This window comes from Stenotrophomonas panacihumi (genome assembly GCF_001431645.1).
GTDB lineage: Bacteria > Pseudomonadota > Gammaproteobacteria > Xanthomonadales > Xanthomonadaceae > Stenotrophomonas_A > Stenotrophomonas_A panacihumi.
In genome coordinates this window covers 12,517-36,328 of record NZ_LLXU01000091.1, presented here as the reverse complement: position 1 = coordinate 36,328, position 23,812 = coordinate 12,517, and the positions used below count along the sequence as shown (strand labels likewise).

The 23,812-nt window shown below is 70.2% G+C and carries 23 protein-coding genes; 8 read left to right on the top strand and 15 right to left on the bottom strand.

Features of this window, described 5'->3' with window-relative positions:
- Nucleotides 1-59: 59 nt before the first annotated feature.
- Nucleotides 60-2,063, top strand: coding sequence for a M13 family metallopeptidase (locus tag ARC20_RS11690; RefSeq protein WP_057647287.1), 2,004 nt, complete (start codon nt 60-62; stop codon nt 2,061-2,063).
- Nucleotides 2,064-2,146: 83 nt separating this feature from the next.
- On the opposite strand, the gene ARC20_RS11685 is transcribed toward ARC20_RS11690, so the two are convergent.
- From ARC20_RS11685 to ARC20_RS11660, 6 genes are all read right to left on the bottom strand, one after another.
- Complete coding sequence (locus tag ARC20_RS11685; RefSeq protein ID WP_057647285.1) at nt 2,147-2,812, bottom strand: rhomboid family intramembrane serine protease; 666 nt, start codon at nt 2,810-2,812, stop codon at nt 2,147-2,149.
- Nucleotides 2,813-2,847: 35 nt separating this feature from the next.
- Nucleotides 2,848-3,186 carry an MGMT family protein gene (locus tag ARC20_RS11680; protein ID WP_237642577.1) on the bottom strand — a complete coding sequence of 113 codons (339 nt, stop codon included), beginning with the start codon at nt 3,184-3,186 and terminating at the stop codon, nt 2,848-2,850.
- 124 nt (nt 3,187-3,310) lie between these two features.
- Nucleotides 3,311-4,672, bottom strand: coding sequence for a glutathione-disulfide reductase (gorA, locus tag ARC20_RS11675; RefSeq protein ID WP_057647282.1), 1,362 nt, complete (start codon nt 4,670-4,672; stop codon nt 3,311-3,313).
- Nucleotides 4,669-5,919, bottom strand: a complete 1,251-nt coding sequence (locus ARC20_RS11670) for an NAD(P)/FAD-dependent oxidoreductase (RefSeq protein ID WP_057647300.1) — start codon at nt 5,917-5,919, stop codon at nt 4,669-4,671. Before ARC20_RS11670 ends, gorA begins: the two co-directional genes overlap by 4 nt.
- A 44-nt stretch (nt 5,920-5,963) precedes the next feature.
- Nucleotides 5,964-7,190 (bottom strand): DUF418 domain-containing protein, encoded by a 1,227-nt coding sequence (locus tag ARC20_RS11665; protein WP_057647279.1) that lies wholly within the window; start codon nt 7,188-7,190, stop codon nt 5,964-5,966.
- An 82-nt stretch (nt 7,191-7,272) separates the two neighbouring features.
- On the bottom strand, nt 7,273-7,752 hold the full coding sequence (locus tag ARC20_RS11660; RefSeq protein WP_057647297.1) for an FKBP-type peptidyl-prolyl cis-trans isomerase: 480 nt from the start codon (nt 7,750-7,752) through the stop codon (nt 7,273-7,275).
- Between the two features lie 46 nt (nt 7,753-7,798).
- On the opposite strand from ARC20_RS11660, the gene ARC20_RS11655 reads away from it, so the two are divergent.
- Together ARC20_RS11655 and ARC20_RS11650 are read left to right on the top strand one after the other, a co-directional pair.
- Entirely contained in the window at nt 7,799-8,413 is a 615-nt protein-coding gene (locus tag ARC20_RS11655; protein WP_237642576.1) for a C40 family peptidase, read from the top strand.
- A gap of 109 nt (nt 8,414-8,522) precedes the next feature.
- Entirely contained in the window at nt 8,523-9,263 is a 741-nt protein-coding gene (locus tag ARC20_RS11650) for a C40 family peptidase (RefSeq protein WP_057647275.1), read from the top strand.
- Between the two features lie 68 nt (nt 9,264-9,331).
- On the opposite strand, the gene ARC20_RS11645 is transcribed toward ARC20_RS11650, so the two are convergent.
- A complete protein-coding gene (locus ARC20_RS11645) occupies nt 9,332-9,814 on the bottom strand; it encodes an acyl-CoA thioesterase (protein WP_057647273.1) in 483 nt (160 codons plus the stop codon).
- Nucleotides 9,815-10,065: 251 nt separating this feature from the next.
- Between ARC20_RS11645 and ARC20_RS11640 the strand changes: the two genes are divergently transcribed.
- Complete coding sequence (locus ARC20_RS11640) at nt 10,066-11,394, top strand: sigma-54 dependent transcriptional regulator (RefSeq protein WP_057647271.1); 1,329 nt, start codon at nt 10,066-10,068, stop codon at nt 11,392-11,394.
- Between the two features lie 51 nt (nt 11,395-11,445).
- On the opposite strand, the gene ARC20_RS11635 is transcribed toward ARC20_RS11640, so the two are convergent.
- The 8 genes from ARC20_RS11635 to ARC20_RS11600 form a co-directional block, all read right to left on the bottom strand.
- Nucleotides 11,446-12,813, bottom strand: a complete 1,368-nt coding sequence (locus ARC20_RS11635) for a transporter (RefSeq protein WP_057647269.1) — start codon at nt 12,811-12,813, stop codon at nt 11,446-11,448.
- 47 nt (nt 12,814-12,860) lie between these two features.
- Nucleotides 12,861-13,685 carry a hypothetical protein gene (locus ARC20_RS11630; protein WP_108143396.1) on the bottom strand — a complete coding sequence of 275 codons (825 nt, stop codon included), beginning with the start codon at nt 13,683-13,685 and terminating at the stop codon, nt 12,861-12,863.
- Nucleotides 13,686-13,739: 54 nt separating this feature from the next.
- A complete protein-coding gene (locus ARC20_RS11625) occupies nt 13,740-14,429 on the bottom strand; it encodes a C39 family peptidase (RefSeq protein ID WP_057647264.1) in 690 nt (229 codons plus the stop codon).
- A gap of 133 nt (nt 14,430-14,562) precedes the next feature.
- Nucleotides 14,563-16,092 carry a hypothetical protein gene (locus ARC20_RS11620; protein ID WP_057647262.1) on the bottom strand — a complete coding sequence of 510 codons (1,530 nt, stop codon included), beginning with the start codon at nt 16,090-16,092 and terminating at the stop codon, nt 14,563-14,565.
- A gap of 45 nt (nt 16,093-16,137) precedes the next feature.
- On the bottom strand, nt 16,138-16,704 hold the full coding sequence (locus tag ARC20_RS11615; protein ID WP_057647294.1) for a hypothetical protein: 567 nt from the start codon (nt 16,702-16,704) through the stop codon (nt 16,138-16,140).
- A 51-nt stretch (nt 16,705-16,755) separates the two neighbouring features.
- Nucleotides 16,756-17,355: a chaplin family protein gene (locus ARC20_RS11610; RefSeq protein ID WP_108143380.1), complete on the bottom strand. Its 600-nt coding sequence runs from the start codon at nt 17,353-17,355 to the stop codon at nt 16,756-16,758.
- Nucleotides 17,356-17,595: 240 nt separating this feature from the next.
- A complete protein-coding gene (locus ARC20_RS11605; RefSeq protein ID WP_202595445.1) occupies nt 17,596-18,027 on the bottom strand; it encodes a GNAT family N-acetyltransferase in 432 nt (143 codons plus the stop codon).
- Nucleotides 18,024-19,358: a dicarboxylate/amino acid:cation symporter gene (locus tag ARC20_RS11600; protein ID WP_057647258.1), complete on the bottom strand. Its 1,335-nt coding sequence runs from the start codon at nt 19,356-19,358 to the stop codon at nt 18,024-18,026. The genes ARC20_RS11605 and ARC20_RS11600 overlap by 4 nt, the downstream gene beginning before the upstream one ends.
- A gap of 160 nt (nt 19,359-19,518) precedes the next feature.
- Between ARC20_RS11600 and ARC20_RS11595 the strand changes: the two genes are divergently transcribed.
- From ARC20_RS11595 to ARC20_RS11580, 4 genes are all read left to right on the top strand, one after another.
- On the top strand, nt 19,519-21,231 hold the full coding sequence (locus ARC20_RS11595) for an alkaline phosphatase family protein (protein ID WP_057647256.1): 1,713 nt from the start codon (nt 19,519-19,521) through the stop codon (nt 21,229-21,231).
- Between the two features lie 81 nt (nt 21,232-21,312).
- The gene (tilS, locus tag ARC20_RS11590) at nt 21,313-22,602 is read left to right on the top strand and encodes a tRNA lysidine(34) synthetase TilS (protein WP_057647253.1); all 1,290 of its coding nucleotides are present in this window, start codon (nt 21,313-21,315) and stop codon (nt 22,600-22,602) included.
- Nucleotides 22,603-22,638: 36 nt separating this feature from the next.
- Complete coding sequence (locus ARC20_RS11585) at nt 22,639-22,899, top strand: exodeoxyribonuclease VII small subunit (protein WP_057647250.1); 261 nt, start codon at nt 22,639-22,641, stop codon at nt 22,897-22,899.
- On the top strand, nt 22,889-23,764 hold the full coding sequence (locus tag ARC20_RS11580; protein WP_057647248.1) for a polyprenyl synthetase family protein: 876 nt from the start codon (nt 22,889-22,891) through the stop codon (nt 23,762-23,764). The genes ARC20_RS11585 and ARC20_RS11580 overlap by 11 nt, the downstream gene beginning before the upstream one ends.
- Nucleotides 23,765-23,812 lie beyond the last annotated feature (48 nt).

Below are 23,812 nucleotides of genomic sequence, written 5' to 3'. Positions count from 1 at the left end.
CCCACCCAGCCCCCTCCTCCGCTAAACTCCGGCCACTCCTCATGGCTGGATTCCCTCGAATGCCCCTTCTCCGCCCGCTCGCCCTGTCCCTGGCCCTGGCTTCCGTGATCGCCGCCCCGTACGCCGACGCGGCGCCGAAGAAGAAGAGCAGCAGCAAGACGCCCGCCGTGGCCCCGGCCTGCAGCGATTTCTACGCCACCGCCAACGCCGCGTGGCTGAAGGCCAACCCGGTGCCGCAGAGCGGCGCGACCACCGCCCTGGGCCAGCTGGCCGAACGCGCCCAGCAGCAGCAGCGCGACCTGCTCGACGCCGCGATGAAGGCCCCGCAGGGCAACGTGCAGAAGCTGCTCGGCGACTTCTGGGCCAGCGGCCTGGACGAAGCGGCCGTGGAGAAGGACGGCTCGCAGCCGATCGCCCCGCTGCTCTCGCGCATCGACGCCATCAAGAAGGCCAAGGACGTGCCGGCCTCGATCGCCGCCCTGCACCAGGTCGGCATCCCGGTGGCCTTCAACTTCAGCCCCGACGTCGACCTGAAGGCGCTCGACCGCCACATCGGCTACTTCATGCAGGGCGGCATGGGCCTGCCGGACCCGGCGTTCTACACCCGCACCGATGCCGACACCGTCGCGCTGATGGGCCGCTACCGCGCCTACGTCAAGCAGATCCTCGCGCTGACCGGTACCCCGGCCGCGCAGCTGGACGCCGACACCGTCTCGGTCATCCAGATCGAAACCCTGCTGGCCAAGGCCGCCAAGCCGGTCGCCGACGTCAACAACCCGTTCAACAACTACGCGCCGGTCGCGGTGAAGGACATCACCAAGCAGTACCGCAACCTGCAGCTGGGCGATTTCCTCAAGGCGCAGGCCGTCAACGACGACCTGGTCTCGATGGCCGACCCGGGCTACTTCAAGCAGCTCGACGCGATGGTCGCCAGCCTCAAGCCCGAACAGTGGAAGGCCTACCTGCGCTGGCGCGTGGGCGATTCGATGGCCCCGTACCTGTCCAAGAGCTTCCGTGATGCCGAAGGTGGCTTCCGCGGCCGCCTGCTGCGCGGCGAAACCCTGCCGCCGCCGCGCTGGCAGCAGGTGCTGGACGCGATCAACGTCGCCGCCGGCCCGATGCTCGGCCACGAGTACGTCGAGCGCTACCTCACCGCCGACAACCGCCGCCAGGCCGCGGTGATCGCCGACCAGATCCGCGAGGCGCAGGTCGCCGCGCTCGCCCGTACCGGCTGGGGCAACGGGCCGGTCGTGGAAGAAGCCAAGGCCAAGCTGCAGGCGATGAAGATCGAGATCGGCGCGCCGCGCCGCGACCTCGACTACAGCGTGCAGCCGATGGGCCGCGGCAGCTTCGGCGGCAACATGCTGATCGCCTCGACCTGGCGCCACCGCGAGGAAATGAAGCGCATCGGCAAGGGCAACGCCGACCGCCGCTGGGACGTGCTGCCGCAGCAGCCGGCGCTGGCCTATGACATCGCGCAGAACCGCCTGATCGTCACCGCCGCGGTGCTGCAGCCGCCGGTGTTCGGCAATGGCGAGCCCGCCGCGCAGTACGGCGCCTACGGTGCGCTGGTGGCCCGCGAGATCACCCGCGCCATCGACGCCAAGGGCGCGCTGGTCGATGCGCAGGGCCAGCTGCGCAGCTGGTGGAGCCCGGCCGAGAAGACCGCCTGGACCGAGCTGACCAACCGCATCGCCACGCAGTTCAACGCCTATCCGTACCCGGGCGTGCCGAACACGAAGGTCAACGGCACGCTGACCGCCGAATCCAACCTCGCCGACCAGGTGGGCGTGGAGCTGGCGTGGCAGGCGTTCAATGCCGCGCAGCCGAACGCGCCGGTGGCCAGCCGCCAGGCGTTCTTCAATGCATGGGCCGGGCTGTGGGCGCAGCAGGTCGCGCCGAACGAAGCGGTGCAGCGCGCGGCCACGGATATCCGCGCACCGGGCCAGTGGCGCGTCAACGGGCCGCTGTCGAACCTGCCGGAGTTCGGTGCCACGTTCCAGTGCAAGGCCGGCCAGCCGATGCAGCGCACCGACGCGGAGCAGCTGAAGATCTGGCGCTGAGCCAAGGCTTCAAGGCAATGAGAAGGGCGCGGAGTGATCCGCGCCCTTCTTTGTTGGAGCACCCCGCGTAGGAACGCGCGGGCTTATTTCACCCGGCGCAGGTGCGGCGGCTTGGGCCCGCGCCGGCCAAACGGCGGCTGCCCGCGCCAATAGCGGATCAGCAACCAGCCGAACAGCATGCCGCCCAGGTGCGCGAAGTGCGCCACGCCCGGCTGCCAGCCGTTCAAGCCCGAGAGCAGTTCGATCACGCCGAACACGATCACGAACGTGCGTGCCTTCATCGGGATCGGCGGGAACAGCAGCATGATCTGCTGGTTCGGGAACAACATGCCGTAGGCCAACAGCAGGCCATACACCGCGCCCGAGGCGCCCAGGGTCGGGTACGCATCGCCGCCGTGCGAGAGCGTCCACCAGCCCACCACCAGCTGGCACAGGCCGGCGCCGATGATGCACACCAGGTAATAGGTGAGGAAGCGCTTTTCGCCCCAGGTCTGCTCCAGCGGCGCGCCGAACATGAAGAGCGCGAACATGTTGAAGAACAGGTGCATGAAGTCGCCATGCAGGAACCCGTAGGTCAGCAGCTGCCAGACCTGGAAGTTCTGCCCCGGCGAGAACGGATCGAAGCCACCCTCGCTCACCGGCCACAGCATCAGCGGCGCCAGGGCATCGCCCAGCACCCATTGCAGCAGGAACATCAGGCCGTTGGCGATCAGCAGGGCCTTGGTGACGGTGGGCAGGCGCTGGAACATGGGGGCATCCTTGGGAACCGCCCCCATCATAGCCGCTAGCCCTGCGGCGGCCCCCACAGGGCCGCGTCCAGCGTCTTCGCCGGTGGGGCGCGCTTCACGCGCCCGCGTTCGACCCGCACGCCCTCGGCGCGCAGCCGCTGGCTCTGCTCGCGCCAGCCGCGCGAGCCTTCCGGCATGGCGATGCGGCCATCCGAACGCAGCACGCGGTGCCATGGCAGGTCGGGATCTTCGTTGCCGCCCAGCACCCGCGCGACCAGCCGCGCCCGCCCCGGCAGCCCGGCACGCGCGGCGACTTCGCCATAGCCGGCCACCTGCCCGGCCGGGATCGCGCGGATCGCCCGCAGGATGCGCAGCTTCGCTTCGTCGGCCGGCATCGGCGCCGGCTTGGGCGCGCCGACGACCTTCTTCGGCGCCACGCGCGGGGCGGGGACTTTGCGGGCGGTGGGCATCGGCGGCTTCTCGCGGGACGCGGGCGGCCAGTGTGCCGCGCGCGTGGCCTCAGCGCATCAACACCACTTCTTCCGAAGAGGTCGGGTGGATGGCCACGGTGTCGTCGAACTGCTGCTTGGTGACGCCCATCTTCAGCGCCACCGCGAAACCCTGCAGCATTTCGTCCGCGCCTTCGCCGAGCAGGTGGACGCCCACCACGCGCTCCTCCTCGCCCACGCACACCAGCTTGAACAGGCTGCGCTGCGGCGAATCGGCCAAGGCGTGCAGCATCGGGCGGAAGTTGGTGGTGTACACGCGCACCTGGTCGCCGTAGCGCTCGCGCGCCTCCTCTTCGGCCAGGCCGACCGCGCCCAGCGGCGGGTGCGAGAACACCACGCTGGGGACGTTGTCGTAATCCAGCCGCGCCTCGGGCTGGCCGCCGTACAGGCGATCCATCAGCTTGCGCGCCGCGGCGATCGCCACCGGCGTCAGCCCCACCCTGCCTGCGACGTCGCCCACTGCATGCAGGCTCGGCACGGCGGTGTCCTGGTAATCGTCGACGAGGATCTCGCCGTGCTCGCCCACCGCCACGCCCACCTTCTCCAGGCCCAAATCACGCGTGTTACCCCGCCGGCCGATGGCGAAGAACACCTGGTCGAAGCGCTGGTCGGCACACAACTCGCCCGTGCCGCCGAGGCGCAGCGCGCCGCCGTCGTCGCGCCACAGGCGGTTGGCGCGGTATTCGAAATGCACGCGCACGCCCTGCTGGCGCAGGTTCTCGGCCAGCTGCGCGGTGACTTCCGCATCGAAACGCCCCAGCAGCTGCTTGCCCTGCACGAACAGGTGCACGCGGCTGCCGAGCGCCTGCAGCAGGCCGGCGAGTTCGATGGCGATGTAGCCGCCGCCGATGATCGCCACCTGCTCCGGCGCGGCGCACAGGTTGAAGAAGTCGTCAGAGACGCTGCCGAGCTCGGCGCCCTCGATTTGCGGGCGCAGCGGATGCGCGCCGGTGGCGATGACGATGTGGTCGGCGCTGGTGTGCACGCCGTCGGCGCAGGACACGGTGTGCGCGTCGATCAGGTGCCCACGCTGCGGCATCAGCACGATGCCGTCGGCATCCAGGCGGCGCCGGTAGCTGGCGTGGATATTGGCGATGTAGCCCTGCCGGTGCGCGACCAGTTCCTTCCACGACAGCTTCGGCGGCGCGACGTCGAAACCGATCGAGCCGGCCAGCTCCATCTTGCTGGCGAGGTCGGCGGCCAGCCACATCGCCTTCTTCGGCACGCAACCGATGTTGACGCAGGTGCCGCCGAGTTCACCGGGCTCCATCAGCGCCACGCGCGCACCGTGCTGCGCGGCGCGGAACGCGGCGGCCAGCCCGCCCGAGCCGCCGCCGATCACCAATACGTCGTAGTCGTGGCCATGGCTCATGCGAAGCGCTCCGGGCGATAGGGTTGGGGATCGATCGCCGGCGTGCGTCCGGTCATCAGGTCGGCCATCAGTTGTCCGCTTGCGCTGCTCATGCTGATGCCGAGCATGCCATGGCCGGCCGCGAGCCAGACGTGATCGTGGCGTGGCACGCGACCCAGCGCGGGCAGGTCGTCGAAGGTCATCGGCCGCCAGCCGTACCAGCGCTCCTGCACCTGCGCGCCGGCGGGCTCGTGCAGGTACTCGGCGGCGGCGCGCTCCAGCGCGGCCAGGCGGGTGTCGTTGAGGCGGGTGTCGTAGCCGGAGAATTCCATCGTGCTGCCCACGCGCAGGCCGCTCTCCCACGGGGTGACGAACACCCAGCGGTCCTTCAGCACCACCGGCCGTTTCGGCGCGACGGCGGGCCGGCTGTAGGTGATCGAATAGCCCTTGCCCGCCTGCACCGGCAGGCGCAGGCCGACCATCGCCGCCAGCTTTGGCGACCACGGGCCGGTGGCGATCAACACGTCGCGCGCCTGCCGCACGCCCTGCGAGGTGGTGATGCGCACGCCGCGCGCATCGGGATCGAGCGCATCCACGCGTACCTGCTCGTCGATCTCCGCGCCGCGTTCGCGCAGCGCGCGCGCCAGGCCGGCGGTGTAGCGGTCGGGGCGCAGGTGGCCGTCGCCGGGAAAGCGGATCGCGCCGGCCAGGCCGTCGCGGAAGGCCGGGTCTTCGGCCGCATACGTCGCGCCGTCGATGGCCTGCGTGCGTACCCCGAGCGCTTCGAGCGTCTCGCATTCGCGCAGGTAGTGGCGATAGTTGCGCTCGTCGCGGAATACGTAGTCCAGGCCGTCCTGGTGGTATTCGCAATCCAGGTCGTAGCGCGCGATCCACTCGTGCAGGCGCTGCGCCGAATCGTTGAGCAGCGCGGCACGGCCAAGCGTGCTGCGCCGCCAGTCCCGCGAATTGCAGCGCGCGACGAAGCGGGCGAACCAGCCCCACAGCGCGGGATCCAGCCGCGGCGGCACGTACAGCGGCGCGTCGGGGGTGAACATCCAGCGCAGCGCCTGCCACGGCATGCCGGGTGCGGCGAGCGGTGGCGCGTGGCTGGGGGTGATGGTGCCGCAGTTGCCGTGCGAGGTCGCCGCGCCGGCGCTGCCGGCCTCGAGCACGCGCACGCCGCGTCCGGCTTCGACCAGCGCCAGCGCGCACGCCAGTCCGATCGCGCCACCGCCCACCACCACGACATCGTCTTGGGGAATGCTCACCGGTGCAGTGTAGAGCGCCGTGCCGTGTCGCGGCAGGCGTGCGATCACGCCACCGCGTTGCGCCGGCGCAACGGCGGCCACTGCAGGTAGGTGAAGCCGCGCCACAGCCATTCCACCGGGCCGAAGCGGAACGCCCGCAGCCATGCGCGGCTCAGCAGCACCTGCGCGGCGAACAGCGCCAGCGCGAACGGCAGCTGCCACGCGCGCGGCAGCCGCTCGAACAGGCCCGCGCCGTAGCCGTAGAACAGCAACGTGCACACCAGCGATTGCAGCAGGTAGTTGCTCAGCGCCATGCGCCCGGCCGGGGCCAGCCAGCGCAGCGCATGCGCCGCGCGCGTCACCCACGCCAGGTAGCCCAGGCACATCAGCAGGTTGGCGACCGAACCCAGCGCCCAGCCGGCGGCGGCGGCCATGTCCAGCCTGGCCGGGTCCATCCACGGCGAAATCGCGTAGCTGGCCGCCATGCATGCGATGCCCAGCGGCAGCGCACCCCAGCGCAGCCACGCGAACAGGCGCGCATGCCGCTCGGGCGCGGCAATCACGCCGCTGCGCAGGAACCACGCGCCGAGCAGGAACATGCCGAGCATGGTCGGGCCGTTGACCAGCAAGCCGCTCATGGATTCACCCAGGTCGTGCACGCGCTGCAGCGTGGCCTGCACGTAGCTGCCGGCTCCGAACGCCTGCCGCTGCGCCTCCACCGCCTGCTGCCATTGCGTGCCGACCTGCGCCAGCTGCTGCTGGAACGCCGCGTCGTGCTGCATCAGCGTGCCGACCGCCCCGAACAGCAGCACCCAGCACGAGGCGAACAGGTACACGACCAGGGCCAGCGCCGGCAGCCAGCGCGTCGGCGCTTCGGCGAAGGCGAGCAGGAGCAGCGAGAGCAGCGCGTAGCTGAGCAGGATGTCGCCAGACCAGATCAGCAGCGCATGCACCAGGCCGATCACCGCCAGCCCCAGGCTGCGCCGCAGGTACACCGGCACGAACGGGCGGCGGGCCTGCTCGGCGCGGCCGGACATCACCGCGAAACCCATGCCGAACAACAGCGAGAACAGCGTGTAGAACTTGCCCTGGACGAAGAAGTACACCAGCGCGTCGGCGATGCGGTCGGCGCCGGACAACGCCGGGTCCACGCCGGTCAGCGCGCTGTTGAGCGGGCCGACGAAGCCTTCGATGTTCATCAGCAGGATGCCCAGCAGCGCGAAGCCGCGCAGGACGTCGAGCAGGACGATGCGCTCGGCGGGGGCGACCGGCGACAGGCGGGGCGTGTTCATGGCGTCACCCTAGCGCGGCCTGCGGGGGCCGCAAAACGCACGCGGCCCGCCGAAGCGGGCCGCGAAGGAAAGCCGGCGGGGCTTAGTGGGCGTGGCCGCCGTCGCCGTGCACGTGGCCGTGCTCGACTTCCTCGGCGCTGGCCTCGCGCACTTCCACGATCTCCACGTCGAAGTGCAGGTCCTTGCCGGCCATCGGGTGGTTGAGGTCCACGTCGACCACGCTCATGCCGACCTTCTCGACGGTGACCGCGCGCGGGCCGAAGTTGGTCTGCAGCACGACCTGCATGCCCGGGGCCAGCTTGGTGTTGCCGAAGTGCTTCTTGGGCACGCGCTGGCCGAGGCCCTCGCGGCGCTCGCCGTAGGCTTCGGCGGCCGGGACATCGACGCTGATGTTCTCGCCGGCTTCCTTGTCCATCATCGCCTTCTCCAGGCCCGGGATGATGTTGCCGTGGCCGACCAGGATCGCCAGCGGCTCGCGGTCCTTGGAGCTCTCGATCGGCGCCTGGCCGACCTCCGAGACGGTGTAATGGAAACGGACGACGCGGTCTTTTTCGATCTTCATGATGGCTCTGGCTTTGAGGCTGCCCGGTGGCAGGCGGTGGGACGGCTTGTCGGCCGCCGGGGTCGCCGCCATGATGGCGGCCATTCAAACCGCGCATTATCCGGGCTCGATGCAGAACAAGCCAGCCGTGCCGCCCCCGTCCGCCATGCCTTGGCGGCGCCTCGCCCTCCCCGTCCTGCTCGTGCTGGCCACCGTGCTGGCCGGTTGCGCCAGCCACCCGCCGCCGCGCAAGGCCGCCGCGCCCGCGCCGCGGGTGTGGCCGCAGGTCGCCCCGGCCGACCCGGCCGCCGCCAACGCGGTGTTGATGCGGGCCCTGGGGCTGGTCGGCACCCCCTACCGCTACGGCGGCAATACCCCGGAAGGCGGGTTCGACTGCAGCGGCCTGGTCACCTACGTCTACCGCGACATGCTCGACCTGCGGCTGCCCCGCAGCTCCTCCGAGCTGGCCGCCCTGCAGGGCCCGAAGATCGCCCCGGAGCGTCTGGCGGCCGGGGACCTGGTGTTCTTCGGCAGCCGCGGCAGCGTGTCGCACGTGGGCATCTATGTCGGCGAAGGGCGGTTCGTGCACGCCCCCAGCACCGGCGGAACCGTCCGCCTGGACACCCTCGACGGGGTCTACTGGCGGGATCATTACAGTGGTGCGAAACGGGTCCTGCACTGAACTGTGATCGGACGCACGTCACATAAAACGAAATTTTAACGGAAATTGAACCTCACACACCCTTCACCGGGGCATCATCGCGCATCGCCTGCCGCAATGTGATTCCCGCGTGACGACCGACGACCCAATCTTCACCCCGCGTTTCTCTTTCCAGAAACCGCTCCGCCTGCTCTGCGCCTCCGTGCTGCTGCTGGCTGCCGCCCCGGTTCTGGCCCAGAACGCGGACAAGGCCGCCGCCCCCGCCCCGGATGTCGCTGCCCCGCAGGACACCGCTTCCCCTGCCGCCCCGCGCAGCCGCGCCGACGCCGCCGCCACGGCGACCCTGGCCGCCCTGCTGCCCCGCCTGGCCGGCAATGACACCATTCCGCTGATGGATCGTTCGGCCATGTTCGCTGGCGATCTCAGCCGCCTGCTGGCCAACTACGACGTTTCGCAGAGCGCCGCCGACCGCGCCGAGATCGCCGTCAACGACGGCCAGGTGCAGAGCATCCTCAAGCGCGCCATGGGCCTGCTGGGTACTCCGTACCGCTGGGGTGGCACCTCGCCGGACGGCTTCGACTGCAGCGGCCTGGTCGGCTACGTGTTCAAGACCGCCCTGGGCATCGAGCTGCCGCGCGTCTCGCGCGAGATGGCCCGTGACGACGCCGCCGCGCTGATCAAGGACCGCAACGCCCTCACCGCCGGCGACCTGGTGTTCTTCGGCCGTCGCGGCCGCGTGGACCATGTCGGCATCTACGTCGGCGAAGGCCGCTTCCTGCACGCGCCGAGCCGCGGCAAGGACGTGCAGATCGACACGCTGGCCAGCGGCTACTGGAGCGAGAAGTTCGTGCAGGCCCGCCGCGTGCTGTAAGCGCGGACTAAAGCACCACGAAGAGAGGCCGCGCATCGCGCGGCCTTTTTTTGCCCGCTCGCCGGGCCTCAGCTGTGCTGGTACTGCGCGATGGTGTCCTCGATGCCCTTGCTCAGCTCCATCACCTTCAGCGCGTACTCGGCCAGGCGCTGGTCCTGCTCGGTATCCGGGCGCCAGCTCGGCACCTCCACCGGCGTGGCGTGGTCATCGCCCATCGCCACGAACACGATGATGCAGTGGGTGCACAACCGCGAGGCGCCACCGGTGGGGCTGCGCGCGCGCACGTCGAGGGCGAAATGCATGCTGGTGCGCCCGGTGTAGACCAGCTTGGCCGACACCGTCACCACGTCGCCGATCAGGATCGGCGCCACGAAGCGGATGCCGCCCACCGCCACCGTCACGCAGTAGCGGCTGCTCCAGCCGCTGGCCGCCGCGAACCCGGCCTGGTCGATCCACTTCATGACCACGCCACCATGCACCTTGCCGCCGAAATTCACGTCGTTCGGTTCAGCCAGGAACCGGAAATTCAATTCGCGTTGCTCGCCACTCACGGCTGGCCTCCAGATTCACGAGGCGCCAGTGTGCCATGCCGCTACGGGCACCCCGCTGTCCGGTCTGTTCCAGAACCCGCGTTGACAGATGTGTTCGCCCCCGGGGGCTCCGGCAAGGGCGACGCCAGGCGATGTGCCGTGGACCGCATGGGCGGGCCCGGGCATCGACCGGACAGGGGGCGGCCTGGCCGGAACGCAACAGAGTGGCTCCAGCGCTCCGCCCGCGCAGCTACAAGCGTGGCAGGAAGTGCATGGCAGCCATACCTGACTTCACCCGGCGTTGCGTCATCTGGTTCGGCCGGCCACAGGCGCAGGAGCGCGAAATGCTCGCCGCCGCCGGCTGGCGGCTGCGCATCGTCGAGCGCGACGACGACGCCGGCATCGGCCTGCGCAGCGACGACCTGGTCGTCGGCCTGGTCGACCTGCGCGAGAACGGCGCCGACCTCGCGCGCGTGCGGCGCCTGCTCGACGCGCATGGCTACCTCTCGCTGATGGCGGTCACCCCGGCCGGCGCCAACGACGACGACGCGATCGGCCACCTGCTCGACCACTGCATCGAAACCTTCCCCAGCCCGCTGGATCCGCGCCGCATCGTGCAGGCGCTGCGCCTGCTCGAAACGCCCACCTCGCCCGAACCGCGCCACGGCGTGGAAGCGTTGATCGGCGACAGCTCGATCATGCGCGCCACCCACGCCAAGCTGCGCAAGTACGCGCCGGTGGAACTGCCGGTGCTGGTCACCGGCGAGACCGGTACCGGCAAGGAAGTGGCGGCGCGTGCAATCCACGAACTGTCCGCGCGCGGGCACCGCGCCTTCGTGGCGGTGAACTGCGGCGCGTTGCCCGCCAGCCTGGTGCAATCCGAACTGTTCGGCCATGAGCGCGGCGCGTTCACCGGCGCCTCGCAGCGCCGCCTGGGCCTGTTCGAAACCGCCAGCGGCGGCACGGTGTTCCTGGACGAGATCGGCGACCTGCCGCTGGATGCGCAGACCAACCTGCTGCGCGTGCTGCAGGAAGGCACCATCGAGCGCGTGGGCAGCAACCAGCCGGTGAAGGTGGACGTGCGCGTGCTGGCCGCCACCCATGTCGAACTCGAACAGGCGGTGGAAGCCGGCCGCTTCCGCCGCGACCTCTACTACCGGCTCAACGTGCTGCGCCTGCCGATGCCGGCGCTGCGCGAGCGCGGCGCGGACATCGCCCTGCTCGCCCAGCACTTCCTCGACCGTTTCCGTGCCCAGCACACCACCCGCGCGCGCGGCTTCACCCCGCAGGCGCTGCAGGCGATGGCGACTTTCGACTGGCCGGGCAACGTGCGCGAACTGCTCAACCGCGTGCAGCGCGCGGCGGTGATCGCCGAGCACGAGCTGATCTCCGATGCGGACCTGGAACTGGCGCACGCCGCCCCGACTCCGCGCGACCACCTCGGCCAGGCCCGCGACCAGGCCGAGCGCGACGCCCTGCTGCACAACCTCAAGCAGAGCCAGTACAACGTCAGCGCCTGCGCGCGGCGCATGCAGGTCTCGCGGGTCACCGTGTACCGGCTGTGCCGCAAGCACGGCGTGCCGCTCGAAGGCCGCGAATGAAAGAAGCCACCCTCGCGGGTGGCTTCACGGGGTGGCGCGCTGTCGGATGCCTCACAGCATGTAAGGCACCTTGAACGCCAGGCTGAAGTCCGGCGCATCCGGGGTCAGGCCCACGCCGAGCAGGCTCACCAGCGTGGCGTGCGAGTTCAATGCATAGGTCACGCCGAAGTTCAGCGTGCCGGCGTTGGCGTCGCTGCCGATCACCTTCACCCACTGCCCGCCCTGGTAGCGCGTGGAGGCGCGGGCGCTGAGCTTGTCGCTGAAGGAAATGCTCAAGCTGGTGCGCTCGTTGAACGCGAACGCCACGCCGGCGCCGAAGTAGTACGAATCGCCCAGGCGCACCGAACCGGGGTTGACCGTATCCGGGTTGCTGTCGATGTCGTCGAAGCTGCGCTTGAACGAATAGATGTAGCCGATGTTGGCGAACAGGATCGCCGGGTCGGCCGTCTTCACCGCCGACAGGCCGATATTCGCCTGCCACACGCCGTTGCCGGTGGGCTGCTTGCTCGGCACGGCGAAGCGGATGAACTGGTCGTCGTCGCGCTCGAGCACCTTCCAGTCCACGCCATAGGGTTCGCGGCCGGTCGGCGCGGTGACGCCGAAGGTGAGCACGGTTTCCGGAATCTTGTTGCGCTCCGGGAACAGGCGGTAGTTGCCGCTTACCGCGATGTCGCCGAGGCCGCCGCCGGTGGTCTCTTCCTGCGCGATCGCCGCGGCCGAACCGCCCGCGCCGCCCTTCTGGTACACCGTCTTGCGCTCCAGGAACGGCATGTCGACGTTGAGGGTGAAATTCGGGCTGATGCCCCAGCGCGCGGCGAGGTTGTAGGTCAGCGAATCGGATTCGACGTTCTCGATGGCGATGTTGCCCAGGAAGATCGCATCCAGCGCCAGGAAGCCGTTGAGCGTGAGCAGCTTGCGGTCGTAGCGGGCGTAGGTGAGGCTGTTTTCGATGGTCAGCTTCTGGTTGAACAGCGCCTGCTGTTGTTGCTTGACGTCATTGACGCTGCGCCGCGAAGCCTCCTTGGCCTGCTTGCCTTCCGCCGTGCTGCTGGCATAACCGGCCGGCGGCGGCCCGCTGGCGCCGCTGGACGCCGCTTCGGCCGACGCCGCGGCGGCGGCGGCGGGCGCCATTGCCGTCGCGGTGGTCGGGGCGATGGCCGCGCCGGTCTTGCCGGCCAGGCGGGCCTGCATCGCCTGCACCTGCACGTCGAGTTCGCGCAGCCGCCGCACTTCCTGCGCGTAGTTGGCCTTCAGCGCTTCCAGCTGCGCCATCAGCTCCTGCACGTCGGCCGCATCTTCGGCGCTCACCGCCGGGGCCACGGGGGCCGGTGCCGGCGCCTGCTGCGCCGCCGCCGTGCCGCCCCACAAGGCGGCCAGGGTCGCCCCTGCTGCCGCGCCGTACCGCATCATCCTTTGCATCGCACGTTCTCCCCCGTCGCCGCCACGGCGCGGTTTCAGTGATGGCCTTACTGGCCGGTGCCCGGGCCGATCCCGCGCGCCAGGGTGATGGCCTGGGCGACGTTCTGGTTCAGCGGCAGGTTGTTGGAAACCGACTGCCGGACCAGGTCCAGCTGCAGGCGGTTGCTGATCTGTTGCGCGTCGCCGGTGAGCTGGATGCTCTGGCCGACGCTGCCGTTGCGGATCCACTGCTGCACCTCGCCCTGCCCTGCAATCAGCAGCAGCACGCCGGCGGTGCCGTTGGCATAGCTGGCGCTGGCGGTGGCCGCGCCGTCGGTGACGCTGGTGGTACCGGCCGGCGCGGAGACCGCCGGCGTTTGCGGCGCGGTGCCTTCGCGCACGGTGAGCTGGGTGTTGTTGGTGGCGGCGTTGGCATCGCCGGCCACCTGCACGCTCTGCACCAGGCCCGAGACGTTCTGCAGGCCGCTGGCATCGACGCTGCGCTGCGGCTCGCCGCTGGTCTGCGCCACGCTGCTGGTCTGCGGCGCGGTGGGCGCCGGCGCCACGCTGGCCACCGCGGTCGCCGCCGGGGTGGGATCGGGCGCGTCGGCGCGGGTGATGTTGACGGTCGGGGTGAAGGTCACCTTGGGCGTGTTGTTGCCCTGGCTGAAATCCATCGCCACCTTCATCGTGCTTTCCAGGATCTGCCCGGTGGCGGTCTGCCAGGTGGAGATCATCGACACGCCGAACCAGGCCACGGTGTTGTCGCCTACCGTGTAGCGCCCGCGCATCGTGGACAGCTCGTCGTCGGAAATCTCGCTGATGCCCTGGCCGGGCGCGGCGGGCGCTTCCTCGCTGGCTTGCGCGCAGGCGTGGATGGCCGGTTGCAGCATGGCCGCTCCAAGGGCCAGCAGCAGGGGATTGGGCTTGTTCATGGCAACGCTCCTTCAGAACAGGTCGGCATGGGTGAAGCCGAAGTCGACCAGCTCCGCTTCGGTGATCGGCCCCTGGCGCGCGTACAACGCGCGGGCACTGGGACGCGTACTGGGTTGCAGCAGGACGGTGTTGCGGTCGAAGTCACTGCCGATGACCACGAACACCGCGCGCGACGGCCACGCCGCCACGAAATCGGACAAGGGGATGTTGCGGTTGCCGAGGATGGGGTCGGCCAGCTCGACGCGGTCGCCGAGCACTTGCTTGAGCACCACGAAGTGGCGGAAGCCGCGTACGTCCATCAGCACCAGGCCGGGCACGCGCAGGCTGCGCAGGCGGTCTTCGTTGATGCGGTAGCCGCGGCCGCGCATGCCGAGCGTCTCGACGTAGCGCTTGATGTCCAGCAGCGAGAAGCCGCGTTCCTGCACGATCTGCGGATCGGACACGCCCATCATCCCTTCGATGACGGTGTGCTCGTCCACGTCCAGGTGGTAGGCGTACTTGAGGATGGTGGCCAGCGCGGCGGCGCCGCAGCTGTAGTCGGTCTGCTGCCGCACCAGGTAGCGATAGCGCGCCTCGTGCATGCTTTCGACCTGGCCGGTGTACAGCGCGCCGTTGGGCAGCACGCCGGCAAACGGCACGTCGCCGGCCCACGCCTTCGGGCACAGCCACAGCAGCAGGCACAACAGGATCAGACGGTTCATTCGCGCGGGTTCCAGGTTGGAAGCCCCCGCCCCAGGGGGACTTGGAACGGGGGCTTCCGGGGTGGCCCGGCCATTGGCGGATGGCCGGGTTTGTTGCTCCATCAACGCCGCGTCGCGGCGAATGCGGCCAGGCTTACTCGCCGCCACCGGTCGGCGGCGGGGTGCCCGTCGAGGGCTGCGCCACGGCCAGCGCCAGGCTGTTGGCCTGCAGGTTGCCGGTGCCCGCGGACACGTTCACGCCGATGTTGCCGGAGGCGTTGGAGAACGCCGAACCGGACAGCGAGGCCGTGTTGGTCGCATCGACCACCACCCAACGGCTGGTCTTCACCGTGCCGCTCAGCTGCGCATAGAGGTCGGCCACGCCGAGCTCCACGAAGCCCAGGTCACCGCTCTCGGTGCCCTCGTAGGTGCCTTCGCTGTCGTTGTCGAACGCGATGCCGCCCACGCCCTGCTTGTTCGGGTTGGCGATCGCACCCTGGATCTGGTTGTCCACGTCGATGTGGCCGGTCTGGTTGCCACCCGTGTGGGTGTTGCCCGACCAGGTATCCAGGTAGAAGTTGCCCTTCTGGTACGAGCTGCCGGTGCTCGCGGTGCTGCCCGAGGCTTCACCCTCGTAGCCGCCGTAACCGACCGCCGCGGTGTAGCCCTGCACCTTGCCGCGCAGGGTGACTTCGGTGGTATCGGTGTACTTCTCGACGGTGCCTTCGTTCTTGGTGAAGTTGCCGGCCGAGACCTGGTTGGACGAGATCGCCGCGGTGGCGACGCGGCTGGTGGCCACCGAGGCCGACAGCGCGTTCTTCTGCTCGTTGTTGTTGCCCGAGGTGATGTTCACGCCGATGTTGCCGGTCGCGCCGCTGAAGGCGTTGTCGCCGGCACCGGCGGTGTTGGTCACGCCCTTGTTGATGGTGGTGTTGTCCGCCCCCCCCTGGTTCACGAACACGGCGGCGTCGGCCATGCCGAAGGTGAAGCTGCTGTCGGCGGCGGAGAGCGCGGCGGCGTTGTCCTGGGCATTGTTGTCGCCGGCGGCGACGTTGAAGCCGAGGTTGCCCGAGCCTTCCGAGGCCACGTCGTCACCGATCGAGGCGTCGTTGGTCAGCTTGTCGTTGATGCCCTTGTTCCCGCTCACCATCTGGCGGTTGTCGATCAGCGCGGTGGCCGCCGAATCGATCTCCAGGTCGCCGCTGACGGTCGGATCGCCGGTCAGGGTGATGTCAGTCATCAGGCGCGAATCACGCTCGACGTTGGCATCCTGCCCGTGGTTGTTCTTTTCCTTCTTCTCGTCGCCGGAGACGTTGTAGTGCTCGTTGACGTCGACGTTGCGGGTTTCGTCGTACGAGATGTTGGTGTCGTCGTCGGTGCGGCTGCCGTCATAGCGCAGCTTGGCGGCGGCATCGAGGCGGAGCTTGGCCTGCGCGTCGACGCCCAGGTAGATGTCCGCGTCGGTATCGACGTTGGTGTTGACGTTGGTATTGGTGTTCGTGTTGGTATTGGTGTTCGTGTTGGTGTTGGTATTCGTGTTCGTGTTGGTGCGCGTCTCGACCACGTTGTGCAGGTGGTTGATGTTGGCGCTCTTGTTCTGGTTGTCTGCCGCACTGGCCGCCGCGCTGAAGACCAGCGTGGAAACCGCCATGGCGAGTACCGTCCATTTGTGATTCGCGTTCATGGTGCCCTCTTCTCGTGTGTGCTGACTATCGGGTGGTGGTACGTCTCACGGGTTCTGTACGGACAGGCTCAACTGGTTGCCTGTCGCGTTGCCGGAACCCGCGATCTGATTGAGTTGCAGGACACCGCCGAATCCCCGCAGCGCCGTCGACTCGACGCCGACGCTGCGGGTACCGCCGGGCTGGCCGTCCGCGGCCTCGCCCTGCCCCCCTGCCGACGCGAACGAAGCGAGCGTGTCGTCGTTCGTTTCGCGTATGCCCTGGTCGGCCAAGGTGGCGGCGACGGCGTTGAGCTCCGTGTTGCCGCTGCCACTGGCCTGGTTGATCGAGGCGATGCCGCTGGCACCCGAAAGCGCATCGCCACCCAGGGTGGCCGACGCATGCAGGGGGGTGTCGTAGCGGTCGCCCGCGTGGATCTGGATGGCCTGCACCTGGGCCTGCGCGCGGCCGCCATTGGCCAGCGCGCGCAGGTTGGCCTGCAGGTTGAGGTCGCCGGCGGCCTGGTTCACCGCGATGGCGCCGCTGGCGTTGGAGAGCGCGCGGCCGTCGATGCGGCTGTCGGCGAGATAGCCGAGCATCTGCGCGTAGTCGTCGCCCGACTGCGCCATCGCCATCGTGGGCGTGGCGGCGAGCGCGGCGGCCAGGAGCACGTAAGTGCGCACGGCTCAGTTCCCCGGCCCGTTGCCGGTGCTGGCCGGCACGCCCAGCGGGAACTGCGACAGCGCCCCCATCACCGTGTCGCCGATGCCGCGCGTGGCGTTGCCCACCGCGCCGACCGGCCCGTTGATGCTCTGGCTGAGGTTGTTGCCGCTGAGCAGGCCGTCGCTGCCCGCGACGCGGCCCAGCGTGCCGCTGACCGCGCTGCCGGTCATGCGCTCGACGGTGGTGACGTTGCCGCCCTGCGCGCCGCGCATGCCTTGCGGGCCGGCGCTGGAGCCCATCGCGGCGTAGTCGTCGTCGGTGAGTTCGGCAAAGCCGTCGTCGGTGCCCAGCGTGCGGGCCAGTTCGCGGACCGGCGAGGGGTTGGCGATGGTGGCCACGCCCGGGGGCGCCTCGCGGTAGGCCGGGCGGGTGGCGACATCGCGGATCAGCGTCATTTCGCCCGGCGTGGCGTACACGCCCTGGCGCGCACCGGCGCCGATCGGCTTGCCCTGGTCCTGGGCCTGCGGAATCTTCGGGAAGTCTTCGGCCAGGCAAGGCGCACTGGCGAAAAGGATCACCAGGATCAGCAGCTGCGGCGTCCGCCGCGAAGTCGGGCTTTCCATGGGATCTCCCCCACTGTGCGTGCGGGAGGAGAAGAGCAGCTACCGTGCCAAGTGGGCGCGCCCTTTGTTTTCAGGCACTTGCGTGGCACTCGCGGGGTGCACCAAAGGCGCGGCTGTTACAGCGCAGGCGCGCCCTCGGCGCCTGCCTTCGCGCGTTCATCCGGGTGAGGCCCTTGTCACGCCTGGCTCGGCGCGGGCGTAACAGTGGCGATACAGTCGCCGCTTTACAGCTTTACAGCGTTACACCGTACCCTGGCGCAGCAGCCGGGCCATGCCGACGGAGGCCGGCGCGGTCTCCTCGAAGCCGAAGCGCGCATACAGATGGCGCGCGGCGCCGTCGGCGATCAGCGAGACGTAGGCGCGATCCGGCGCGTTTGCCTGCAGCCAGTCCATCAGCGCGGCCATGATCGCCTTGCCCAGCCCCTGGCCCTGGTGCGCCGGTTCGACGGCGATATCGACGATCTGGAAGAAGCAGCCGCCATCGCCGATCACCCGGCCCATGCCGACGATCTCCGCCCCGTGCGCCACGCGCACGGCGAAACACGTGTGCGCCAGGCCGATGCGCGCACCGGCCTCGCTCTTGGGCGAGAGCCCGGCGACCTGGCGCAGGCGAAGGTAATCGTGCAGCGAAGGCGCGAAGGCCTCCACGCGATAGCCTTCGCCCGCACTCACGAGGAGCGCCCTTCGCCCGGCACGTCCTCCACGCCCACGTTGCTGGAAGCCAGCTCGTACACCTGCTTGTCGAGCAGGCCGGTTTCCTTGGCCACCAGCACCGGCACCAGCATCTGCCCGGTGACGTTGGTCATCGTGCGCATCATGTCGAGGACGCGGTCGATCGCGTACAGGTAGCCGATGACTTCCAGCGGCAGGTTGGCCGCGCTCAGCACCACGGTGGCCATCACCACCGCCGTGCCCGGCACGCCGGCGGTGCCGAAACTGCCCAGCACCGAGGCGATCAGCACGACGAAATACTGGTCGGCGGTCAGCGGCACGCCGGTGTATTGCGCGATGAACACCGCGCACAGCGCCGGGTAGATCGCCCCGCAGCCGTCCATCTTGATGCTCGCGCCGAGCGGCACGGCGAAGGCGGCGTAATCCTTGTTGACGCCCAGGTTGTGGGTGATCGAGCGCATCGCCACCGGCATCGCGGCAAAGCTCGACGAGGACACGAACGCCACCTGCATGCCGGGCGCGGCGCCACGGAAGAACTTCAGCGGGTTCAGGCCGTGCGCGAGCAGCAGGCTGCCGTAGACGAACACGATGTGGAACGCGCAGGCGATGTACAGCGCCAGCACGAAGTTGCCGAACGGCAGCAGCTTCTCGAAACCGTAGGCGCCCACCAGGCCGGCGATCAGGCCGAACGTGCCGATCGGGGTCACCTCCAGCACGAAGCGGGTGACCTGGATCATGATCTCGCTCATCTGCCCAACCAGCTTGCGCGCCTCGGCCACGCGCTCGCCGAGCTTGACCATCGCAAAGCCCAGCAGCGCGGCGAAGAAGATCACCGGCAGGATCGAGCCGCGGCCCGCCGCCAGCACCGTCTCGCCGGCCGCGTTGGTGCGCGTGCCGATGCCGGTCAGCGCATAGAACGGGTTGGACGGCACCACGTCCATCAGCACCTTCACCGGGCTGGGGACATCGCGCGGGGTCCACTGCGAATCCACGCTCAGGCCGAAGTGGCCGGCGCCCGGCTGCATCAGCGTGCCTACCGCCAGGCCCACGCACACCGCCATCGCCGCGGTGGCGATGAACCACAGGAAGGTGCGCCCGCCGAGCGCGGCCACCGATTTCTGCCCGTGCAGCGCGGAGATCGCGTTGATGACCGCGAAGAACACCAGCGGCACGGCGATCATCTTGATCAGCGTGACGTACAGGTCGCCCAGCGGCTCGAACCAGGTCTTGGCGGCCGGCCCGAAGGCCCAGCCGGCGAGCGCGCCGAGCACGAAGCCGGCGACCACGCGCTGCCAGAAAGGAATGCGGAACCAGGCGGAGACCAATTTCATCGGCGGACTTCAAAACAGGATCACGGCACCTTAGCCGATCCCGCCGCGCCGGACGACGCCACCATTGGAACACCGGCGTGCTGGTGTCGCCGTGTCACCCGGATGAAGCGCTTGCCCGTTCATAATGGGGGCCGGTTTCCCGCGAGAGTCGTCCTCCCTCATGAAGCACCGCGCCTTCGATCCGCGCCTGCCCGCGCTCGGCCTGCTGTCCACCCTGCTGCTGGCCGCCTGCGCCAGCACCTCCTCGCCCACCCGCGCCAGCGCCGTCACCGCGGTCGACGTGCCGCCGATCCAGCACCCGCAGCAGGAAACCCCGCAATGGTGGTACCGCAGCGGCGCCGCCCGCGCGGCCGCCAACGGCGCCATGGCCGGCAAGGCGAAGAACGTCATCCTGTTCCTGGGCGACGGCATGAGCCTGACGACCGTGGCCGCCGCGCGCATCCTCGATGGCCAGCGCAAGGGCGGCCCGGGCGAAGAGAACCTGCTCTCGTGGGAGCAGTTCCCCGCCACCGCCTTCAGCAAGACCTACAACACCGATTCGCAGACCCCCGATTCGGCCGGCACCATGACCGCCATCTCCACCGGCGTGAAGACCCACATGGGCGCGATCGGCGTCAGCGCCGGCAGCCGCGACGGCTGCGCCGACAGCCTGGGCAAGGGCCTGCTGAGCTGGCTCACCCTGGCCGACAGCGCCGGCATGGCGACGGGCATCGTCACCACCACGCGCATCACCCACGCCACGCCGGCGGCCACCTACGCACACACGCCCGAGCGCAACTGGGAAAGCGACGCCGACGTGCCGGAGGCCGCCCAGGCCGCCGGCTGCCGCGATATCGCCCAGCAGCTGATCGCCGCGCAGCGTTACGGCCGTGGCCCGCAGGTGGTGATGGGCGGCGGCCGCACCGAGCTGATGCCGGCCAGCGAGCGCGACCCGGAGTACGACGACAAGGTCGGCCTGCGCCTGGACGGCCGCGACCTCATCGCCGAATGGCAGCAGCAGCACCCGCAGGGCCGCTATGTGTGGAACGAGGGCCAGCTACAGGCCGCGCAGGACGCCCCGGCGCTGCTGGGCCTGTTCGAGCCGGACCACATGCAGTTCGACCACGACCGCAAGCAGGGCCCGCAGGGCGAGCCCAGCCTGACCGAAATGACCCGTACCGCGATCCGCACGCTGTCGCGCGACCCCAACGGGTTCGTGCTGATGATCGAGGGCGGCCGCATCGACCACGCCAACCACGCCGGCAACGCATTCCGCGCGCTGGACGAAACCGTCTCGCTCTCCGACGCGGTGCGCGCGGCGGTGGAAACCGCGCCGGCCGACACGCTGATCATCGTCACCGCCGACCACTCGCACACGCTGAACTTCGTCGGCTACCCGGTGCGCGGCAACCCGATCCTGGGCAAGGTGCGCGGCCTCGGCGGCGAAGACGGCGACCGCAGCCAGTACGCGCGCGACCTCAACGGCCAGCCCTACACCACGCTCAGCTACGCCAACGGCCCGGGCTACACCGGCGCCAGCAACGCGCAGCCGGCCGGCCCGAAGAAGTTCAACCACGAGCCGAGCAGCGTGGAGCCGGTGCAGGGCCGCCCCGACCTGACCCACGTCGATACCGAAGCACCGGCGTACATGCAGGAAAGCCTGGTGCCTCTGAAGGCGGAAACCCACGGTGGCGAAGACGTCGGCATCTGGGCCACCGGCCCGGGCAGCCAGGCGTTCCGCGGCACGCTGGAAGAGAACGTGATCTACCACGTCATCGTCCAGGCCACGCCGAAGCTGCGCCAGCGCCTGTGCGCGGCCGGCACCTGCAACGCCGACGGCGTGCCGGTGGACCTGCCGAAGCCGGAAAGTTTCGAGCGCAAGGCGGCACAATGACCGGGTGAACCCGGTCCGCTTGCCGACATCCCCGCGCAACCTCCCGGCCCGCGCCACCCGCGCGGGCCGCCGGAGCGCGCGATGAGCGCCGCGACCGACGTCCTGGCGCACCTGCCCGCGCAGGCGCCGGGGCCGGTCTGCGTGGCGCTCAGCGGCGGGCTGGATTCGAGCGTGCTGCTGCACGCGCTGGCCGCCCTGCCCGACTACCGCGCACGCGGCCTGCGCGCGCTGCACGTCCACCATGGCCTGCACGCAGACGCCGATGCCTGGCAGGCGCATTGCACCGCGTTCTGCGCGGCGTTGGACATCGCGCTGGAAGTGCGCCACGTCCGCGTGGACATCGACAGCGGCCTGGGCCTGGAAGGCGCGGCACGCACCGCACGCCGCGCCGCCTTTGCCGCCAGCCTGCAAGCCGGCGAATGGCTGGCGCTCGCCCACCACCGCGACGACCAGGCCGAAACCTTCCTGCTGCGCGCGTTGCGCGGCTCCGGCCCGGAGGGGCTGGCGGCGATGCACTCGCAACGCGTGTTCGCCGCCGGCCAGCTGTGGCGGCCGCTGCTGTCGGTGCCGCGTGCGGCGCTGCTCGCCCATGGCCAGGCGCATGCGCTGCGCTGGATCGAAGACCCGGCGAATACCGACCTGCACCACGATCGCAACTTCCTGCGCCACCAGCTGCTCCCGCTGCTGCGCCAGCGCTGGCCGCACGCCGACGCCGCGTTCGCCGCCAGCGCCGCGCTGAGTGGACAGGCCAGCGCGTTGCTCGGCCTGCGCGAAGAAGCGTGGCTGGCCGCGCATGCCACCGACGGCCCGCTGGCGCTGGAGGCGCTGCGCCGCGAGCCGCCCGCCCAGCGCGCGCGCCTGCTGCGGCGCTGGGTGGGGCAGTTCGACGCGCCTCCGCTACCGGCGCAGGGCGTCGCCGCGATCGAAGCGCAGGTGCTGCCGGCCGCCGATGGCGCGCGATTCGCGTGGCATGGCGTCGAGATCCGGCGCTGGCGCGACCACTTGCACCTGCTGCCGCCCGAATCGCCGTGGCCGGCCGACTGGTCCGTCGCGTGGGACGGCCACGCGCCCCTCGCCCTGCCCGATGGCGGGCAGCTCGCGCTGCATGGCGCCGAAGGGTTCGAGGCCCCGCTCAGGGTGTGCGCCCGCCGCGGTGGCGAACGCTTGCGCCTGCCGGGCCGCGCGCATTCGCATCCGCTCAAGCACCTGTTGCAAGACGCGGCGATCCCGCCGTGGCAGCGTTTCGCCCTGCCGCTGCTGTGGGACGACCAGACACTGCTGGCGGCCGGCGATACCCTGCTTTCGGCCGACCTCTCAGCCTGGCTGCGGGCGCGCGGCGCGCACCTCACCTGGCAGCCGCCACGCGTGTGAATTGACCCTTCCGGCCCTGCCGCGCACACTTTACGCATGCCCAAGACGTCCCCCCCAGAGACCTCGCCGGTCGCCCGCTTCGAGCAGTCGCTGGAAGAACTCGAACAGCTGGTCGCCAAGATGGAAGCCGGCGACCTCAGCCTGGAACAGTCGCTCGCCGCCTACGAGCGCGGCGTCGGCCTGTACCGCCAGTGCCAGCAGGCGCTGGAACAGGCCGAGCTGCGCGTGAAGCTGCTGACCGACCCGGCCCGCCCGGAAGACGCCGAACCCTTCGACGCCCCGCTCCATGGCGGCTGAGCGCTTCGGGCGCTGGCGCGCGCGCAGCGAAGCGTTCCTCGACACCTGCCTGCCCGACGCGGCCACCGCGCCGCAGCGCCTGCACGCGGCGATGCGCCATGCGGCCACCGGCGGCGGCAAGCGCATGCGCCCGCTGCTGGTCTACGCCGCCGGCCACCTGCTCGGCGCCGAGGAGGCGCTGCTGGATGCCCCGGCCGCGGCGGTCGAACTGATCCATGCCTATTCGCTGGTGCATGACGACCTGCCGGCCATGGACGATGACGCCCTGCGCCGCGGCCAGCCCACCGTGCACATCGCCTTCGACGAAGCCACCGCGATCCTCGCCGGCGACGCGCTGCAGACCCGCGCCTTCGAAGTGCTGGCCGACAGCCCCGCGCCGGACGCCCTGCGCGTGGCCTGGCTGCGCACCCTGGCGCGCGCTTCCGGCGCGGCCGGCATGTGCGGCGGGCAGGCGCTGGACATCGACGCCACCGGCCGCCAGCAGAGCCTGCAACAGCTCACCGCCATGCACGAACTGAAGACCGGCGCGCTGATCCGTGCCTCGGTACGGATGGGCGCGCTGGCGGGCGGCGCGGATACGGCCACGCTGGCCCGGCTGGACGGCTTCGCCGCCGCGCTCGGCCTGGCCTTCCAGGTGCGCGACGACATCCTCGACATCGAGGCCGACTCCGCGCAGCTCGGCAAGACCGCCGGCAAGGACGCGGCGCAGAACAAATCCACCTTCCCGGCGCTGCTCGGCATGGACGGTGCGCGCGCGCACCTGGCCACGCTCAGCGAACAGATGCATGCGGCGCTCGCCGGTGAAGGCGATGCCGCCGCGCCGCTGGCGGCGCTGGCGCGGCTGGCGGTCGAACGCGGCCACTGAGCCGCGCCACGGCACTGACAGGCAAAACAAAAGGCCCGGCGGATGCCG

Bases quoted from the DNA above. Each gene is read 5' to 3' on its own strand.
- ARC20_RS11685 (WP_057647285.1), bottom strand. From the start codon at position 2,812: ATGTTCCAGCGCCTGCCCACCGTCACCAAGGCCCTGCTGATCGCCAAC.
- ARC20_RS11635 (WP_057647269.1), bottom strand. From the start codon at position 12,813: ATGCAAAGGATGATGCGGTACGGCGCGGCAGCAGGGGCGACCCTGGCC.
- ARC20_RS11680 (WP_237642577.1), bottom strand. From the start codon at position 3,186: ATGCCGGCCGACGAAGCGAAGCTGCGCATCCTGCGGGCGATCCGCGCG.
- gorA (WP_057647282.1), bottom strand. From the start codon at position 4,672: ATGAGCCATGGCCACGACTACGACGTATTGGTGATCGGCGGCGGCTCG.
- ARC20_RS11625 (WP_057647264.1), bottom strand. From the start codon at position 14,429: ATGAACCGTCTGATCCTGTTGTGCCTGCTGCTGTGGCTGTGCCCGAAG.
- ARC20_RS11595 (WP_057647256.1), top strand. From the start codon at position 19,519: ATGAAGCACCGCGCCTTCGATCCGCGCCTGCCCGCGCTCGGCCTGCTG.
- ARC20_RS11665 (WP_057647279.1), bottom strand. From the start codon at position 7,190: ATGAACACGCCCCGCCTGTCGCCGGTCGCCCCCGCCGAGCGCATCGTC.
- ARC20_RS11615 (WP_057647294.1), bottom strand. From the start codon at position 16,704: ATGGCGATGGCGCAGTCGGGCGACGACTACGCGCAGATGCTCGGCTAT.
- ARC20_RS11640 (WP_057647271.1), top strand. From the start codon at position 10,066: ATGGCAGCCATACCTGACTTCACCCGGCGTTGCGTCATCTGGTTCGGC.
- ARC20_RS11585 (WP_057647250.1), top strand. From the start codon at position 22,639: ATGCCCAAGACGTCCCCCCCAGAGACCTCGCCGGTCGCCCGCTTCGAG.
- ARC20_RS11580 (WP_057647248.1), top strand. From the start codon at position 22,889: ATGGCGGCTGAGCGCTTCGGGCGCTGGCGCGCGCGCAGCGAAGCGTTC.
- ARC20_RS11690 (WP_057647287.1), top strand. From the start codon at position 60: ATGCCCCTTCTCCGCCCGCTCGCCCTGTCCCTGGCCCTGGCTTCCGTG.
- ARC20_RS11610 (WP_108143380.1), bottom strand. From the start codon at position 17,355: ATGGAAAGCCCGACTTCGCGGCGGACGCCGCAGCTGCTGATCCTGGTG.
- ARC20_RS11600 (WP_057647258.1), bottom strand. From the start codon at position 19,358: ATGAAATTGGTCTCCGCCTGGTTCCGCATTCCTTTCTGGCAGCGCGTG.
- ARC20_RS11660 (WP_057647297.1), bottom strand. From the start codon at position 7,752: ATGAAGATCGAAAAAGACCGCGTCGTCCGTTTCCATTACACCGTCTCG.
- ARC20_RS11620 (WP_057647262.1), bottom strand. From the start codon at position 16,092: ATGAACGCGAATCACAAATGGACGGTACTCGCCATGGCGGTTTCCACG.
- ARC20_RS11630 (WP_108143396.1), bottom strand. From the start codon at position 13,685: ATGCTGCAACCGGCCATCCACGCCTGCGCGCAAGCCAGCGAGGAAGCG.
- tilS (WP_057647253.1), top strand. From the start codon at position 21,313: ATGAGCGCCGCGACCGACGTCCTGGCGCACCTGCCCGCGCAGGCGCCG.